Genomic DNA, 15,920 nt, shown 5'->3' with positions numbered 1-15,920 from the left:
GTTTTCACGCGTGTCATTGTCCCGAAACCGGTTCCCGCTTTCGGGCGACATGCGTTAGCGCTCGATGCGCGTCGACAGGATGATCGAGGACAGGGTTCTCTCAACCCCCTCCATCGCGCCGATCTCGTCCAGAAGCGTGTCGAGATCGCTGATCGAGGGCGACTCGACCACCACGATCATGTCGAAACTGCCGCTCACCGAATGCAGCGCACGCACCGCCGGCTTTGCCCTCAGGTCCCGGACCACCTTGTCGGAGAGTTTCGGGGTGACGGTCAAAAGCACATGGGCGCGCACCAGGCCCTTCTCATAGTCCGGCGATAGCCGCACCCCGTAGCCGGTGATGACGCCGCGCGCTTCCAGCCGTTCGATGCGGCTTTGCACGGTGGTGCGCGAAACACCGAGCCTGCGGGCAAGTTCCGCTGTCGGCGCACGCGCATTCTCGCGCAGAAGGGCGATAAGCTCCTGATCGGTATTTTTCGGCATATCGTCAAACTCACATATCAGACTGCTGAAAATATAGCATCGATCTGCCTGAATGCATCCTTTCTTTCGACGCGGAAGTTGCGATGATTCCTCCCTGATTTCACCAACAGAGGGATTGGCCATGAAGGAAATCGTCGTCATCGGCGCGGGCAAGATCGGCTCCACCATTGCAGGCATGCTGGCGGGGACCGGTGACTACCGGGTCACCATCGTCGACCGTTCCGCAGAGCAGCTTGCAAGGCTGGACCGGGTGGAAGGCGTTTCGGGTCTGGAGCTGGATATCGCCGCGCCCGGCGAGCTGGAAAAGGCGCTGGACGGCAAGTTCGCCGTGCTGAGCGCTGCGCCCTTCAGCCTCACCACGCGCATCGCCGAGGCGGCCGCTGCCGCCGGCGTCCATTATCTCGACCTCACCGAGGACGTCGCTTCGACCCGCCGCGTGAAGGAACTGGCGAAGACGGCGAAAAGCACCTTCATTCCCCAGTGCGGGCTGGCTCCGGGCTTCATCTCCATCGTCGCCGCCGACCTTGCCAGCCGCTTCGACACACTGGACAGCGTGCGCATGCGCGTCGGCGCCCTGCCGCAATATCCGTCCAATGCGCTGAACTACAACCTGACCTGGAGCACGGACGGCGTCATCAACGAATATTGCGAGCCGTGCGAGGCGATCGTCGAGGGCGAACTGGTCGAGGTGCCGCCACTGGAGGAGCGCGAGGAATTCTCGCTCGACGGCGTGACCTATGAGGCCTTCAATACATCGGGCGGGCTGGGCACGCTTTGCGAGACGCTGAAGGGCAACGTGCGCACGCTGAACTACCGCACCATCCGCTATCCCGGCCATGCGGCGATCATGAAGGCGCTGCTCAACGATCTCGGCCTGCGTCACCGCCGCGAGGTGCTGAAGGACATCTTCGAAAGCGCCCTGCCGGCCACCACGCAGGACGTGGTCATCGTTTTCGTGACGGTGTCGGGCCGCAAGGATGGCCGTCTGCTGCAGGAAACCTATGCCAACAAGGTCTACAGCCGCCGCATCAACGGCAAGGTGCTGAGCGCCATCCAGATCACCACGGCCTCCGGCATCTGCGCCGTGCTCGACATGCTGGCCTCCGGCGACCTGCCGCAGCAGGGCTTCGTGCGGCAGGAAGACATCGCGCTCGACACCTTCCTCGCCAACCGTTTCGGCCGTGCCTACGCCCAGCCGGAGAACCATGGTGCTGAAAACCTGACGGGCAAGGCGGCGTAATCGCCACAGACTGCAGGGAAAACCCCGCGCCCCCGCTCCGAATCGGATGCGGGGGCGTATATGCATCAGCGTTTATGTTGCATTGCACAAAACGCAACGCAGCCATGCAAAATTGAGCCTTTCGCCGAAAGGGGGCTGCCTGTATCTATTGATCATCGAATTCCGCGGGGCCTACCTCCTCCCAGACCCAGCGGATATAGGCCAGCCATTATCCTCCTCCCGATAGCTGGCCTTCTCATACGACACCCGCCGGACCTCCTCCCCCGGCGGGTGTTGTTATTTCAGCCCCTGTTTTCTCCCTCATCACTGTTTCGGCGGCCTTGATCCTGCGAGCCGGTCTGCGCGGAAACGCCGGACCGCCGACGGGTGGCCATAGCGCATATGCAAGCCAGACGGACTTTTTAAGCGCCCCTGACAGTGCCAGCAGAGGTGCGAAGCTGCCTTGCGGTCGCAACTGCGCGAAAACAACGAACTGGAGCGTTTCTGCGGGTCGTAGAAAACGGGAATGTTCCGGGGGCGCCATGCGGCGGCGGATTTCCTGCTCCTTCCGGGCCGGATGCACGAATCGGTGAGCGCTTCCGATCCCCGTTGAAATCGATTTCATTTGTCTCTAAACTCATTCCCGAAACTGAGCTCCAGGGAGGATTTCACATGAAGAAGTCGCACATACTCTCCGCCGTTGCGGGCGTTGCACTCGCATTTTCGGCGGTCTCCGCATTCGCGCAGGATTTCAAGATCGGCCTTTCCAACGGCTGGGTCGGCTCTGAGTGGCGCACGCAGATGATCGATGAGGCCAAGGCCGCCGCCGAGGCGTGGAAGGAAAAGGGCGTCAACGTCACCGTCGAAGTGCAGAGCGCCAATGTCGACGTGCCCGGCCAGATCGCCCATGTGCGCAATTTCATCAGCGCCGGCGTCGATGCCATCATCATAAACCCGAACAGCCCGACCGCCTTCGATCCGGTGTTCGCGCAGGCCAAGGAAGCCGGCATCCTCGTCATCGCCACCGATGCCGAAGTCTCCTCGCCGGACGCAATCTATGTCGGCATCGACCAGAAGGCGTGGGGCGCTGCGGGCGCCGAGTGGCTGGCCAGGACGCTCGACGGCAAGGGCAATGTCGTCGCTATCAACGGCGTCGCCGGCCATCCGGCCAACGAGATGCGCGTCGCAGGCTACAAGGAAGTGTTCGCAAAGCATCCCGACATCAAGGTCGTCAACGAAGTGAACGCCAACTGGGATCAGGCGCAGGGCCAGCAGGCCATGCAGAACCTGCTCGCCACCTATCCCGACATCAACGGCGTGTGGGTGCAGGACGGCATGGCCGCCGGCGCCTGGAAGTCGATTATGGATGCGGGCAAGGCCGGTTCCATCGCCGCCACCGGCGAGATCCGCAAGGACTTCATCGATCTCTGGACCAAGGACAAGCTGAACTCCGGCGCGTCGGTGAACCCTCCGGGCGTCATGGCTTCGGCGCTTAACGTTGCCGTGCTGATGCTGCAGGGCAAGGAGCTGAAGGAGCCGGCGGAAGCGGGCCAGTACAAGAACGCGATGTACCTGCCGATCCCGTTCATCGACAGCTCCAATCTGGAGGAAGCAGCCAGGCAGGTCGAAGGCAAGCCCGGCTACTATTCCTACACCAGCGCGCTGTCGATCTCCGACGCAGAGGCGCTGTTCAAGTAAGCGAGCGAGCGTGCAATCCCGGTAAAACAGCATCGCGCTTTTGCCGGGATTGCACAGAACAGAAGGTGAGGGCGTTTCCGTCTTTCGAGGCAAGGCGGAAACGCTCCGGAAACGGCAGGCGGGGCTTGTCCCCCGCCACCGGATGATGACGGCAGGACCATGAGCAGGCTGCAACTCAAGAGCGTCGCCAAGAGCTATGGCGCGACGAAGGCGCTTCGCCATGCCGATCTCGACATCGGGGCCGGCGAGGTGCATGTGCTGATGGGCTCCAACGGCTCCGGCAAGAGCACGCTGTCCAAGATCGTCGCCGGCTCCGTGCGGCCCGATACGGGCGAGATCGTTCTCGACGGAAAGCCGGTTACCATCAGCGGCCCGCAGGCGGCGCGGGCGCTCGGCATTGCCATCTTCTATCAGGAGCTGTCGCTGGCCGCGCACCGCACGGTGGCTGAGAACATCTGCCTTGCCGACCTGCCGTCGCGCGGAGCCTTCGTGGACCGCAGGGCGCTGGAAGCACGGGCTGCGAAATATGCCGCGCTGTTCGAGGGTGTGACCGGCGAGGGCTTTTCGCTGGATGCGGTCGTGCAGGATCTGCGCGCCGATCAGCGCCAGCTCGTCGAGATCATGAAGACGCTGGCGGGCGAGGCGTCGGTGCTCATCTTCGACGAGGCGACCTCTGCGCTCGACCGGGCGCAGGTCGAGCGCTTCTTCGAGATCCTGCGCGATCTGAAGCGCGAAGGCCGCTCCATCATTTTCATCTCGCACCGCATGGACGAGATTTTTGCGATCGGCGACCGGGCCACCGTCATCCGCGACGGCGAGATCGTCGGCACCCGCCAGATCGCGGACACCACGCCGGCCGAGATCATCTCGCTGATGGTGGGCGCGCAGGAAGAAGCGGCAGCGCCTGCCGAAGCTGCCACCGCCCGGGCCGGCGCGGCTTCGGTGCTGTCGGTGAGACATCTCTCCGGTGCCGGCTTCTCGGACGTCAGCTTCGAGGTGCGTGCCGGCGAAATCCTCGGCTTTGGCGGCCTGCACGGGCAGGGCCAGTCGGCCGTGCTGCGGGCGCTGTTCGGCGCGAACCCGCCGGCCTCGGGCCATGTCGAACTCGGCGGCAAAGCGCTCCACCCGAACAACCCGCGCGAGACCATCCGGCAGGGCGTCGCCTATGTGTCGGGCGACCGCTCGCGCGACGGCGTGGTGACGGGCCGTCCGATCCTCGAAAACGTCATGCCGATCCATTATCTGCGCGAGCGCATGGTGCTGGCCAATCCTTCCGCGCTGGCGGCGAAGGCATTGCCCGCTTTGCAGGCGCTGAGGACCAAATTCGCGGGCCTTGGCCATCCGATCTCGTCGCTTTCCGGTGGCAACCAGCAGAAGGTGGTGATCGCGCGCTGGCTGATCGACCGCCCGGCCGTGCTTCTGCTCGACGATCCCACCAAGGGCATCGATCTCTCCGCCAAGACGGACCTGTTCACGCTGATCCGAAAGCTGGCCGCGGAAGGCATGGGCATCGTGCTCTATGCATCCGAGGACGCCGAGCTGCTCGACAATGCCGACCGCATCCTCGTGTTCAACGGAGGCTCGGTCCGGCGCGAGCTGACCGGCGCGGAGCGCACCCGCTTCAACCTCTACCAGGCCGCATACGAGGCTGCATGATGGCAAGCATCGAGGCACCCGCCCGTTCCCGCAGCAGCAGCGCCGTCAAGCGCGCGTTCGAGCGCTACCCGTTCCTGCCGGCCCTGATCATTCTTCTGGTGCTGATCGCGCTGAATGGCTGGTTCCAGCCGCGCAGCGTCTCGCTGATCGGTATGACCGGGCAGATCAAAACCTATCTGGCGCTGATGCTTCTGGCTGTCGCCCAGACCTATGTCATCTATGCCGGCGACATCGATCTTTCGGCAGGCGCGATCGTGTCGCTGGTCAATGTCGTCATCGTCGGCGTCATGGCGCAATGGGGCGGGGATGGTGTCACCATCTTCGTAGCATTGGCCATCGGGCTGGCGACCGGGCTCGCCTGCGGCATCGTCAACGGCCTTGTGGTGGCCGCACTTCGCTTGCAGGCCATCGTCGCCACCTTCGCCACGTCGATCTTCTTCACCGGGCTCGCGCTCTACATCCAGCCGGTGGCGGGAACGCCGGCGCCCACCGCCTTCTGGCGCACCTATGGCGGGCGCATTCTCGAAATTCCCTTCGTCTTCTACATGGCGGTGCTGTTCGCGATCCTGCTTGTGGTGCTGGTGCGCACGCGCCTGTCGCTGCGCTTGCTTGCCGTCGGCGACGGTCAGCAGGAGGCGTTCCAGAGCGGCCTGCCGGTCACCCGCATCCGCATGGGCGGCTATGCGCTGTGCGGCGTGTTCGCGGCACTCGCCGCCTTCTGCATCACCGGTGACACGGCGAGCGGCGATCCGCTGGTCGGCGGCAAGATGACGCTGTTCTCCATCGCCGCCGTCGTTCTGGGCGGCAGCGCCCTGTCCGGCGGCTACGGCACCGTTGTCGGCTCGGTCATCGGCGCGCTGATCATCGGCTTCATCAACTCGCTGGTGTTCTTCGTCGGCACGCCCTCGGAATGGCAGAACCTCGTTCAGGGCGCGGCCATCCTCCTGGCGCTGATGACCGGCGTGCTGGTCGGGCGGAGGGCGCGGGCATGAGCGGCGTGACCACCTTCCTCAGGCAGCCGCTGGTGGTGGCCCTGATCCTGATCGCAGCCCTTCTGTGGCTGGGCGAGACGCTGTCGCCGGGCTTCGCGTCCGGCCAGCAGATATTGCGTCTGCTGATCGTGGCGGCCCTTCTCGGCATCGTCGCGGCCGGCCAGAACCTCGTCATCCTCGGCGGACGCGAGGGCATCGACCTGTCGGTCGGCGGCGTGGTGTCGCTCAGCGCCATCATCGCCGGCAATCTGATGGCGGGCGAGAATGGCGGCATTCCGCTGGCCATCCTTGCCTGTATCGCCACTGGCGCTTTCTTCGGCCTGATCAACGGCATCGGCGTGACTTTGCTGCGCATCCCGCCGCTGGTCATGACGCTCGGCATGCTGGGTGTGTTGCAGGGCCTGCTGGTCGTGGTGCGGCAGGGCATCCCTTCGGGGCGCGCGGCACCGGCGCTGGCCGATTTCGTATCGCGCGACTTCCTGCTCGGCCTGCCCGGCATATTGTGGCTGTGGGTCGCCATCGGCCTCGTCATGGCTTTCCTGCTCAGCCGCACCGTCTTCGGCCACCGCATCTACGCCATCGGCTCCAACGAACAGGCGGCGTTCATGGCCGGCGTGCCGGTGAAGGTGATCCGCATTGCCCTGTTCGTGCTGTCGGGCGTATTCGCGGCGATCGCCGGCATCTGCCTGCTCGGCTATTCGGGCTCGTCCTTCGCCAATGTCGGCGAGCAATATATGCTGGCCTCGATCATCGCCGTGGTGTTCGGCGGCACGCCGCTGTCGGGCGGCAAGGGCGGCTATACCGGCACCATGGCGGGCGCGTTCCTGCTGGTCATCCTGCAAAGCATCCTCACCACCGTCAACATCGACGAATCCGGCCGCCAGATGGTGTTCGGGGCAACGCTTCTGGTGCTGATGCTGTTTTACGGCCGTGGCCGCTCGATGCGCGCGTAATGGGGCGGGCGTGACGAAACCCATGACAAGGCGCCCGAAGATCAAGGACATTGCCGAGCGTCTCGGCGTCTCGCCGGCCACCGTGTCGCGGGCGCTGGCCGATACCGGGCTCGTCGCTGAGCCGACGCTGACGCGCATTCGCGAGGCGGCGAGCGCGCTCGACTACCGGCCCAATGTCAGCGCCCGCAATCTGCGCACCCGCCGTTCCATGGCGGTGCTTCTGGTGGTGCGCGACATCGGCAACCCGTTCTATCTCGACGTGGTCAAAGGCGTGGAGGCGGCGGCGCGCGCCGCCGGCTATGCCGTTCTGATGGGCAATGCCGAGAACGATCCGGGGCGCGAAAGCGAATATTTCGACATGCTGCGCGACGGCCATGCCGACGGCATGATCCTGATGACCGGCTCGCTGCCCTCGACGCCGGAATTTCGCCGGCGCCTGTCGCCGAACCTGCCGGTCGTCGTGGCGCTGGAAATGATCGAGGATGTGGATTTCCCGCATGTGCAGATCGACAATGATGCTGCCGCCCGGCAGGCGATCGCGCATCTTGTCGGGCTGGGCCATGCCCGTATCGCCCATGTCTCCGGGCCCGTGCCGGAGGTGATGAGCATCCGCCGCCGCGACGGCTATCGCGCTGCCATGCATGAAGCCGGCCTGCCGATCCCGGAAGGTTATGAGCAGCGCGGCGATTACCTGCTGCAATCGGGCCGCGATGCCTGCCGCCGGCTGATGGCGTTGCCGGAGCCGCCGACCGCGATCTTTCTGGCCAATGACGAGATGGCCTTCGGCGCCATCCACGAATTGCGCCGCATGGGGCGCGACGTGCCGGGCGACGTTTCCGTGGTCGGCTTCGACGATCTCTATCTGAGCGAAGCCTTCTCCCCGCCGCTGACCACGGTGGCGCAGCCGCGCGCCGAGATCGGCCGGCGGGCGATGGGCATGCTGCTCGACATGTTCGGCGGCGGGTCAGCGCCCAAAGAGCCGGTGATCCTGCCCACCACGCTGAAAGTGCGCGGCACCACCGCCGCGCCCAAGATGTCCTGAACAACGCATTTCCTGAAAGGAGCGACCATGACGGAGTTTCCGAAAGCCACGCTGCGGGTCGGTTTCGTCGGCAGCGGCTTCATTGCCCATTTTCACCTGAAGTCGATGCTGGGCGTGCGCAATGTCGAGGTGACGGGCGTTTACAGCCGCAGCGCCGACAACCGCCAGCGCTTCGTCGATCAGGTCGCGGAACTGGGGCTTGGCGCCTGCACCAGCCATGACAGCCTTGAATCGATGCTGCGTGCCGGCGATGTCGACGCCATCTGGATCCTGTCGCCCAATCACACGCGCCTCGACATCATGCGCACCATCCATGCCGAGGTGAAGGCGGGGCGCTCCAAGGTGTTCGCCGTTGCCTGCGAGAAGCCGCTGGCGCGCACCGTGCGCGAGGCGCGCGAAATGCTGCAGCTGGCAAAAGATGCCGGGCTCAATCACGGCTATCTGGAAAATCAGGTGTTTTCCACGCCGGTGCTGCGCGGCAAGGAAATCATCTGGCGGCGCGCCGCTTCCACCACCGGGCGGCCCTATCTGGCCCGCGCGGCGGAGGAGCATGCCGGCCCGCATGAGCCGTGGTTCTGGCAGGGCGACAAGCAGGGCGGCGGCGTGCTCTCCGACATGATGTGCCATTCGGTCGAGGTCGCGCGCCATCTGCTGACTGCACCCGGCGCGCCGCGCAGCTCTCTCACCATCAAATCGGTCAATGGCACGGTCGCCAATCTGAAATGGACCCGGCCGCACTATGCCGACCAGCTGCGCGCCCGCTTCGGCACCGAGGTCGACTACCGCAACCGGCCCTCGGAGGATTTCGCGCGCGGCACCATCACGCTGGAGGACGAGGACGGCAACGAGCTGGTGATCGAGGCGACCACCTCATGGGCCTATGTAGGGGCCGGCCTGCGCATCCAGCTCGAACTGCTGGGGCCGGAATATGCCATGGAGTTCAACTCGCTTTCGACGGGACTGAAGGTGTTCATGTCGCGCGAGGTGAAGGGCTCGGAAGGCGAGGATCTCGTCGAGAAGCAGAATGCCGAGCAGGGGCTGATGCCGGTGCTGGAGGACGAGCCGGGCGTCTATGGTTACACGGACGAGAACCGCCACATGGTGGAATGCTTCCGCAAGGGCGAGACGCCGCTGGAAACCTTCGAGGACGGGCTGGGCGTGGTGGAGATGCTGATGGGTCTCTACCGCTCGGCCGAAACCGGCGAGACAGTACGTTTTCCGGCTCCGGAGCTGGAAGATTACGTGCCGGTCGTTGCGCGGCGGGGCGCGTAGAACCCGAGGAAAAAGCTTCAGGCCGAACCGGCGATGCGCATGGTGCGCAGGTCCGCCACCGGCCTGAAGCGGATCGCCGCCATCAGCGCGGTGCACAGCATGTCGGTGTCGGCGCGCTCATCCGGCCGCCAGTTGCAGGGGCAGGCGTTCGGCCCGGAGTGGCTGTCGGCGACCTCGCGGTAAACGTCGCCAACGGCGCGCGCGGCAAGACGCATGACAGCCATCGGCGGCAGGCCGCTGCGGCCCATGATCCGACAGAATTCGTTCATGAGCGTCATGCGCAGGTGCTCCTGCGCCTCATCCTGACGCCGCTCGATTTCCGCCATGTTGGTCAAGACACGCAACTCCGCTTTTATCCGATCCCGGCTGCCTTCATATTAAAGTGGATAAAAACAATCAAGATTATATTTGTTCCGGAAGCGTCGGGATCAGCAAAACAGGGCCCGTTCGCGTTCCACCACGCGCGTGATGAAACTTGCCGCCGCCTGCACGCGGCGCAGCGGCCGTACCGTTTCGTGATAGACCAGCCAGTAGGAACGGCGAATGGGAGGGATCACCTCGACCGGCACCAGTTCCGGCATGGAGCGGGCGATGAATGTGTGCAGGATGCCGATGCCGGCGCCAGCGCGCACCGCCTCCGCCTGGCCTAGCGCGGAGGAAATGGCGAAGGCTGAGCGCCAGTCCGGGCTGAACTCGGCCTCATAGTCGAGCGAGGGGCTGACGATCAGGTCCCGCACATAGCCGATCAGCGCATGCTGCGGCAGTTCGGCTGCAGTTTGCGGCAATCCGTGTTCGCGGACATAGTCGCGCGAGGCGAAGAGACCCAGCGTGTAGTCGACCAGCTTTCCCGCCACCAGCCGCCCTTCCTGCGGCCGCTCGACGGTGATGGCGATGTCGGCCTCGCGCCGCGACAGCGAGAAGGAGCGCGGCACCGGAACGAGCTGGATGGTGAGGTCGCGGTGCTGGCGCGTCAGTTCACCAAGATGTCTGGCGAGGAAAGCGACGCCGAAGCCGTCCGGCGCGCCGATGCGGACCGAGCCGGAAATGTCCTCGTCCTCATCGGCGACGGCTGAACGCGCGGCGATCACGTCGGCTTCCATGCGTTCGGCGATTTCGAGAAACCGCTCGCCGGCCGGCGTCAGCTCGCTGCCCGTGGTGAGGCGGCGAAACAGCTTGGCGCGCAACGCCTCCTCAAGCGCACCGATGCGGCGCGAGACCGTTGCGTGGTTCAGTTCCAGCCGCCGCGCTGCACCGAGAATCTGTCCCGAACGCGCCACGGCCAGAAAGATGCGTACGTCGTCCCAGTTCATATGGCTCTCCTCCCGCTGGACCAGTGGCAAGCCTTACTATGCACCAAATGAAGCGCGGTGCGAATTCGTTCTCGTAAATTTGCACAACGGATGCGTTTCCGCTCGCATTGCCAAGCTTGTCGGGACGGTGAACAATCAGGCCCACTGCAAATTCTGGCATCCATCAGGGAGAGAGACGATGATTGAATATGGTCATTTCATCGACGGCAAGCATGTAAAGGGCGCTTCCGGCCGCACGGCCGACGTGTTCCAGCCGCTCGACGGTTCGGTGCGTGCGAAGGTGGCGCTGGCCACCAAGGGCGAACTCGATGCAGCCGTTGCTTCGGCAAAGGCGGCGCAGCCTGCCTGGGCCGCCACCAACCCGCAGCGCCGCGCCCGCGTGCTGTCGAAGTTCCTCGAACTCGTCGCCCGCGACAATGACGAACTGGCCGAGCTGCTGGCCCGCGAGCACGGCAAGACCCTTCCCGACGCCAAGGGCGACATCCAGCGCGGTGTCGAGGTGATCGAGTTCATGCTGGGCGTGCCGCATCTGATGAAGGGCGAGTACACCGAGGGCGCGGGCCCCGGCATCGACCTCTATTCCATGCGCCAGCCGCTCGGCGTCGTCGCCGGCATCACCCCGTTCAACTTCCCGGCCATGATCCCGATGTGGAAGTTTGGCCCGGCCATCGCCTGCGGCAACGCCTTTATCCTCAAGCCCTCGGAGCGCGATCCGGGCGTGCCGATGCGCCTTGCCGAACTGATGATCGAGGCGGGCCTGCCGGCCGGCATCCTCAACGTCGTCAACGGCGACAAGGAATCGGTCGACGCCATTCTCGATCATGATGACATTTCGGCCATCGGCTTCGTCGGCTCGTCGTCGATCGCGCAGTACATCTATTCCCGTGGCTGCGCCAACGGCAAGCGCGTGCAGTGCTTCGGCGGCGCCAAGAACCACATGATCATCATGCCCGACGCCGACATGGACCAGACGGTCGATGCGCTGGTGGGCGCCGGCTACGGTGCGGCAGGCGAGCGCTGCATGGCCGTTTCGGTGGCTGTTCCGGTTGGCGAGGCAACCGCCAACAAGCTGATGGAGAAGCTGATCCCGCGCGTGGAAAGCCTCAAGATCGGTCCCTCGACCGATCCGAGCGCCGATTTCGGCCCGCTGGTGACGAAGCAGGCGCTGGAGCGCGTGCGCGGCTATGTCGACCTCGGCGTCGAGGAAGGCGCCAAGCTGGTGGTCGATGGCCGTGGTTTCAAGATGCAGGGCTATGAGGACGGCTTCTATCTCGGCGGCTGCCTGTTCGACAATGTCACGCCCGACATGCGCATCTACAAGGAAGAGATCTTCGGGCCGGTGCTGTCGGTGGTGCGCGCGCATGATTTCGAGGAAGCGGTGCGCCTGCCTTCGGAGCATGAATATGGCAACGGCGTCGCCATATTCACCCGCGACGGCGATGCGGCCCGCGAATTCGCCTCCCGCGTCAATGTCGGCATGGTCGGCATCAACGTGCCGATCCCGGTGCCGGTTTCCTACTACACCTTCGGCGGCTGGAAGAAGTCCGGCTTCGGCGACCTCAACCAGTACGGCCCGGATGCGGTGCGCTTCTACACCAAGACCAAGACCGTCACCTCGCGCTGGCCGTCCGGCGTCAAGGAGGGTGCCGAGTTCTCGATGCCCCTGATGAAGTAACGCTTCGTTTCCATCACAAAAAAAGCCGTCGGATCATCCGGCGGCTTTTTTCGTTCGGGGCTGATCTCAGCTCAGGCAGCGGAGGAGGAAATCGCCGGCCCGCTGGATGTGCCCGCTCAGCAATTCTGCGGCCTGGCCGGCATCGCGCCTCGCATAGGCGTCGAACATCTGCCGGTGATCTGTGAGCCATTCATTTCTGGCTTCCGGCAGCTGATCGTAGAGAGCGTTGCAGCGCTCGACCTCGGTGCGCAGCGACATGGCGAGCCGGATCTGGCGCGGCGCGGCGGCCGGCTTGTAAAGCTGCATGTGAAAGGCGCGGTCGGTCCTGATCCACTCCGGGGTGGCGGCGGTGCGCTCGGCCAGCTCAAGCGCTTCGCCAAGGGCTTCCATGTCGCTTTGGTCATGAAGGGTTGCCGCACGTTCGATCAGATCGCACTCCACCAGAATGCGCATGTGAGTAATCTCGCGGATATCCTGCGCCGTCACCTCGATGACGAAGGCTCCGCGATTGGGAAAGACGGCAACCAGCCCGTCGCGCTCCAGCCGGCGCAAAGCTTCGCGCACGGGGATGCGGCTGACGCCAAAACGCGTGGCAAGATCCTCCTGCCGCAACGGTGCGCCGGGCCTGATATCTCCGCGCATGATCTCCGCGTTCAGCTGGTCGGCGATGAGGTCGGCGGTCGTGTTCGATCTGAGCATGGTTGCCACATATCACAGGCGCTGATACATGAACACATGTAAACATGTATCCAATCTGGAGATTGATCGTGGATGGGAAGCTGCACAGATACGAAGTCAAAGTGACATGGACGGGAAATGAGGGAACGGGAACCGGCTCGTATCGCGGCTACAGCCGCAACCATGAAGTAACTGCGGGTGCAAAGCCGGCGATCGCAGGTTCGTCCGATCCTGCTTTCCGGGGAGATCCGGCCCGGTGGAACCCCGAGGATCTTCTCGTCGCCTCGCTCTCTGCCTGCCACAAGCTCTGGTATCTCGGGCTTTGCGCGCAGGCGGGCGTAACCGTGCTCTCCTATGAGGACGATGCGCTGGGCGAGATGGTGGAGGAGGCCGATGGCGCCGGTCAGTTCACGTCGGTGATGCTGCGTCCGAAGATCGTGATCGATGCTCAGTCCGACCCGGATGTTGCCGCCGCCCTGCACCACAAGGCGCACGCCATGTGCTTCATTGCCCGATCTGTCAATTTTCCGGTGGGGAACGAGCCCGAGATCACGGTTCAGGCATAAGGTTCCGAGCGTCCGTGGCTGATTGGTGAGGACGGGGCGCAGACGAGACTTCCGATCAGCGACTTCCGAGCAACCGGCGTGCAGACCGGCGCTCCTTCCGCCCAGCTTCCGGGAGGCTACCTGGTGGCGGCGTCCTCGGCCATGCCGCGCAGGAAATCCATCAACTTGTCGGCATTGACGGCGGCGTCGTTCTCGTCACCCTCAAGCACCGACTGGATCAGCGCCACATGCAGCGCGGCGCAGTCGGCCATTCCCAGATGCGCGCGGAAGCGGAACCAGCAGCGGCGGCTGTGCGATTGCAGGGCTGCCGCTGCACGGGATGCGAACATGTTGTCGGCGGCGGTTGCGAGCGCTTCGTTGATCGCCTTGTCGGCAGCGAGGAAGGCAACGACATCGGTGGCCAGAACGGCCTGCTGGATGGCAAGGGCAGCCTCATGGAACCTGCCGGCGATTTCGCGGGTGACGAAGCGTGCCGCCGATCGGGCGAGCAGTTTTTCGATGCCGCGCCGCGCGTCGATGATGCGCAGCCAGTCGCTGCCATAAAGTGGCGTGACCGTGATGCCGGCGCGGGGTCTGATCTCCAGAAGCCCATCCCACGCCAGCCGCTGAACGGCTTCGCGAACGGGCGTGCGGCCGAGGCCGATTTTCTGGATCAGCGCGCTTTCGGTGACGAAGCTTCCGGGCGCCAGTTCGAGAGTGACGACCATCCGCTCCAGCGCGTTGAAGGCTCTGGTGGTGGCGGGAACTGAGCTGTCGAAAGGTTCGGATATCACGCGCATCTCCATGCTGCGCGAAATCATATATCACCAGTTCATTTTGCAGACCGCTCGCGTCGTCCACAGATATATCTGTCGTATCTCGCTGGAAGAACAAGAGGATGCATGGTTTTTCAGAGATCGCGCGCAGGTGAGAACGACGATGTAATCCGGCAGGGCCGGAGCGTCGTTCTGCTTCACCCAGCTTGCCGAAAGTTGGAAAGTGCGTGCGGGGCAGGCCGGGGGCGGGATTCCTGGGCGCGAGGGCAAAAAGCGTCTGCGGAGGGCCTGTCATCCCGATCTGCGCCGCCTCCAAGTATCGGTGCTGGTCCGGACAAGAAAAATGACGTCAATTCTTCCGTAGCGGAATTGTGATCAGGTCTGCGTGATGGTGCCGGCCGGCATTTGCGGATGGGACTGTCGCTTCTGATATTTGCAAGAATCACCTATTATTTACTGTTATGAAGGTGATTCCTTTTCCATAAAGCTGTAATTACGGCCAAAACATCAATGACATTGCGTTGGTCCGATGATAGGTTCCGCTCTGACCTGCCAACAGGATGCACCTCCCGCGATAATGGACCGATCTCATCCCAAAGTCGCGTAAAAGAACAAAATTTGGAGTTGCAATCCGGACTTGAAACCGTACCACTAGGGGAACTACGAAAAGGAATGCGCCCGAGCCGGCGACATTCCAGGGGAGCGGCATAATATGCAATATTTCATCCAGCAGCTTATCAACGGGCTGACGCTGGGATCGATTTATGGCCTCATCGCCATCGGCTACACGATGGTCTATGGCATCATCGGCATGATCAACTTCGCACATGGCGATATCTTCATGGTCGGTGCTTTCACGGCTCTGATCGTGTTCCTGATCCTTGGTGCCATGTTCTATTCGGTACCGGTCGTTGCCGCGCTTCTGATCATGATGATCGTCTCGATGCTGCTGGTCAGCCTCTACAACTGGGTGATCGAAAAGATCGCCTACCGGCCGCTGCGCGGTTCCTTCCGTCTGGCGCCGCTGATCACTGCCATCGGCATGTCGATCGTGCTGTCGAACTTCGTGCAGGTCACGCAGGGTCCGCGCAACAAGCCGATCCCTCCCATGGTCAGCCAGGTCTACAATGTCTACGGCATCTCGATCTCGCTCAAGCAGATCATAATCGTCGTGGTTACAGCCCTGCTGCTGGTCATCTTCTGGTATGTCGTCAACAAGACCGCTCTGGGCCGCGCCCAGCGTGCCTGTGAGCAGGACCGCAAGATGGCGGCGCTTCTGGGCGTAAATGTCGACCGCACCATCTCAATCACCTTCATCATCGGCGCTTCGCTCGCGGCCGTCGCCGGCACCCTGTTCCTGATGTATTACGGCGTGGTGGTCTTCTCGGATGGCTTCGTGCCGGGCGTTAAGGCATTTACCGCGGCAGTGCTCGGCGGGATCGGCTCCATTCCGGGCGCCGTGATCGGCGGCCTCGCCATCGGCTTCATCGAGAGCATCTGGTCGGCCTATTTCTCCATCGACTACAAGGATGTGGCGGCCTTCTCGATCCTTGCCATCGTGCTCATCTTCATGCCCTCCGGCATTCTCGGCCGGCCAGAAGTCGAAAAGGTCTGACCCATG

The 15,920-nt window shown here is 63.6% G+C and carries 15 protein-coding genes; 10 read left to right on the top strand and 5 right to left on the bottom strand.

The features are described from left to right. Positions 1–54: 54 nt before the first annotated feature. Positions 55–483 carry an Lrp/AsnC family transcriptional regulator gene (locus tag MIC97_RS10620; protein ID WP_183825555.1) on the bottom strand — a complete coding sequence of 143 codons (429 nt, stop codon included), beginning with the start codon at positions 481–483 and terminating at the stop codon, positions 55–57. A 121-nt stretch (positions 484–604) separates the two neighbouring features. Between MIC97_RS10620 and MIC97_RS10615 the strand changes: the two genes are divergently transcribed. The 7 genes from MIC97_RS10615 to MIC97_RS10585 all read left to right on the top strand — a co-directional run bounded on the left by MIC97_RS10615 (position 605) and on the right by MIC97_RS10585 (position 9,315). Continuing rightward, entirely contained in the window at positions 605–1,723 is a 1,119-nt protein-coding gene (locus tag MIC97_RS10615; RefSeq protein WP_239799985.1) for a saccharopine dehydrogenase family protein, read from the top strand. A 651-nt stretch (positions 1,724–2,374) separates the two neighbouring features. Continuing rightward, positions 2,375–3,400 (top strand): ABC transporter substrate-binding protein, encoded by a 1,026-nt coding sequence (locus tag MIC97_RS10610; RefSeq protein ID WP_239799984.1) that lies wholly within the window; start codon positions 2,375–2,377, stop codon positions 3,398–3,400. Positions 3,401–3,559: 159 nt separating this feature from the next. Further along, the gene (locus tag MIC97_RS10605) at positions 3,560–5,056 is read left to right on the top strand and encodes a sugar ABC transporter ATP-binding protein (RefSeq protein ID WP_239799983.1); all 1,497 of its coding nucleotides are present in this window, start codon (positions 3,560–3,562) and stop codon (positions 5,054–5,056) included. Continuing rightward, positions 5,056–6,048 (top strand): ABC transporter permease, encoded by a 993-nt coding sequence (locus tag MIC97_RS10600; RefSeq protein WP_239801095.1) that lies wholly within the window; start codon positions 5,056–5,058, stop codon positions 6,046–6,048. Before MIC97_RS10605 ends, MIC97_RS10600 begins: the two co-directional genes overlap by 1 nt. Next, positions 6,045–7,001, top strand: a complete 957-nt coding sequence (locus MIC97_RS10595; RefSeq protein ID WP_239799982.1) for an ABC transporter permease — start codon at positions 6,045–6,047, stop codon at positions 6,999–7,001. Before MIC97_RS10600 ends, MIC97_RS10595 begins: the two co-directional genes overlap by 4 nt. 22 nt (positions 7,002–7,023) lie before the next feature. Further along, positions 7,024–8,043, top strand: a complete 1,020-nt coding sequence (locus tag MIC97_RS10590) for a LacI family DNA-binding transcriptional regulator (RefSeq protein ID WP_239799981.1) — start codon at positions 7,024–7,026, stop codon at positions 8,041–8,043. A 27-nt stretch (positions 8,044–8,070) separates the two neighbouring features. Further along, on the top strand, positions 8,071–9,315 hold the full coding sequence (locus MIC97_RS10585) for a Gfo/Idh/MocA family oxidoreductase (RefSeq protein WP_239799980.1): 1,245 nt from the start codon (positions 8,071–8,073) through the stop codon (positions 9,313–9,315). 17 nt (positions 9,316–9,332) lie between these two features. Here the strand turns inward: MIC97_RS10585 and MIC97_RS10580 are convergent, their stop codons facing one another. Both MIC97_RS10580 and MIC97_RS10575 read right to left on the bottom strand, forming a co-directional pair. Continuing rightward, the gene (locus MIC97_RS10580; RefSeq protein WP_239801094.1) at positions 9,333–9,641 is read right to left on the bottom strand and encodes a hypothetical protein; all 309 of its coding nucleotides are present in this window, start codon (positions 9,639–9,641) and stop codon (positions 9,333–9,335) included. Positions 9,642–9,743: 102 nt separating this feature from the next. Further along, positions 9,744–10,625, bottom strand: coding sequence for a LysR family transcriptional regulator (locus MIC97_RS10575; RefSeq protein ID WP_239799979.1), 882 nt, complete (start codon positions 10,623–10,625; stop codon positions 9,744–9,746). A gap of 178 nt (positions 10,626–10,803) precedes the next feature. On the opposite strand from MIC97_RS10575, the gene MIC97_RS10570 reads away from it, so the two are divergent. Continuing rightward, positions 10,804–12,300, top strand: coding sequence for a CoA-acylating methylmalonate-semialdehyde dehydrogenase (locus MIC97_RS10570; protein ID WP_183825530.1), 1,497 nt, complete (start codon positions 10,804–10,806; stop codon positions 12,298–12,300). Positions 12,301–12,366: 66 nt separating this feature from the next. Here the strand turns inward: MIC97_RS10570 and MIC97_RS10565 are convergent, their stop codons facing one another. Next, entirely contained in the window at positions 12,367–12,999 is a 633-nt protein-coding gene (locus MIC97_RS10565; protein WP_239799978.1) for a GntR family transcriptional regulator, read from the bottom strand. 68 nt (positions 13,000–13,067) lie between these two features. Here MIC97_RS10565 and MIC97_RS10560 point away from each other — a divergent pair, with 68 nt between their 5' ends. Beyond that, positions 13,068–13,544, top strand: coding sequence for an OsmC family protein (locus MIC97_RS10560; protein WP_239799977.1), 477 nt, complete (start codon positions 13,068–13,070; stop codon positions 13,542–13,544). Between the two features lie 116 nt (positions 13,545–13,660). Here the strand turns inward: MIC97_RS10560 and MIC97_RS10555 are convergent, their stop codons facing one another. Continuing rightward, positions 13,661–14,323 (bottom strand): GntR family transcriptional regulator, encoded by a 663-nt coding sequence (locus MIC97_RS10555; protein ID WP_239799976.1) that lies wholly within the window; start codon positions 14,321–14,323, stop codon positions 13,661–13,663. A gap of 688 nt (positions 14,324–15,011) precedes the next feature. Here MIC97_RS10555 and MIC97_RS10550 point away from each other — a divergent pair. Then, entirely contained in the window at positions 15,012–15,914 is a 903-nt protein-coding gene (locus tag MIC97_RS10550) for a branched-chain amino acid ABC transporter permease LivH (RefSeq protein WP_183825519.1), read from the top strand. Positions 15,915–15,920: the final 6 nt, after the last annotated feature.

It is taken from the genome of Aquamicrobium sp. NLF2-7, from assembly GCF_022359935.1.
Lineage (GTDB): Bacteria > Pseudomonadota > Alphaproteobacteria > Rhizobiales > Rhizobiaceae > Mesorhizobium > Mesorhizobium lusatiense.
The sequence above is the reverse complement of the archived record's forward strand: the minus strand, read 5'-3'. Positions and strand labels throughout refer to the sequence as shown.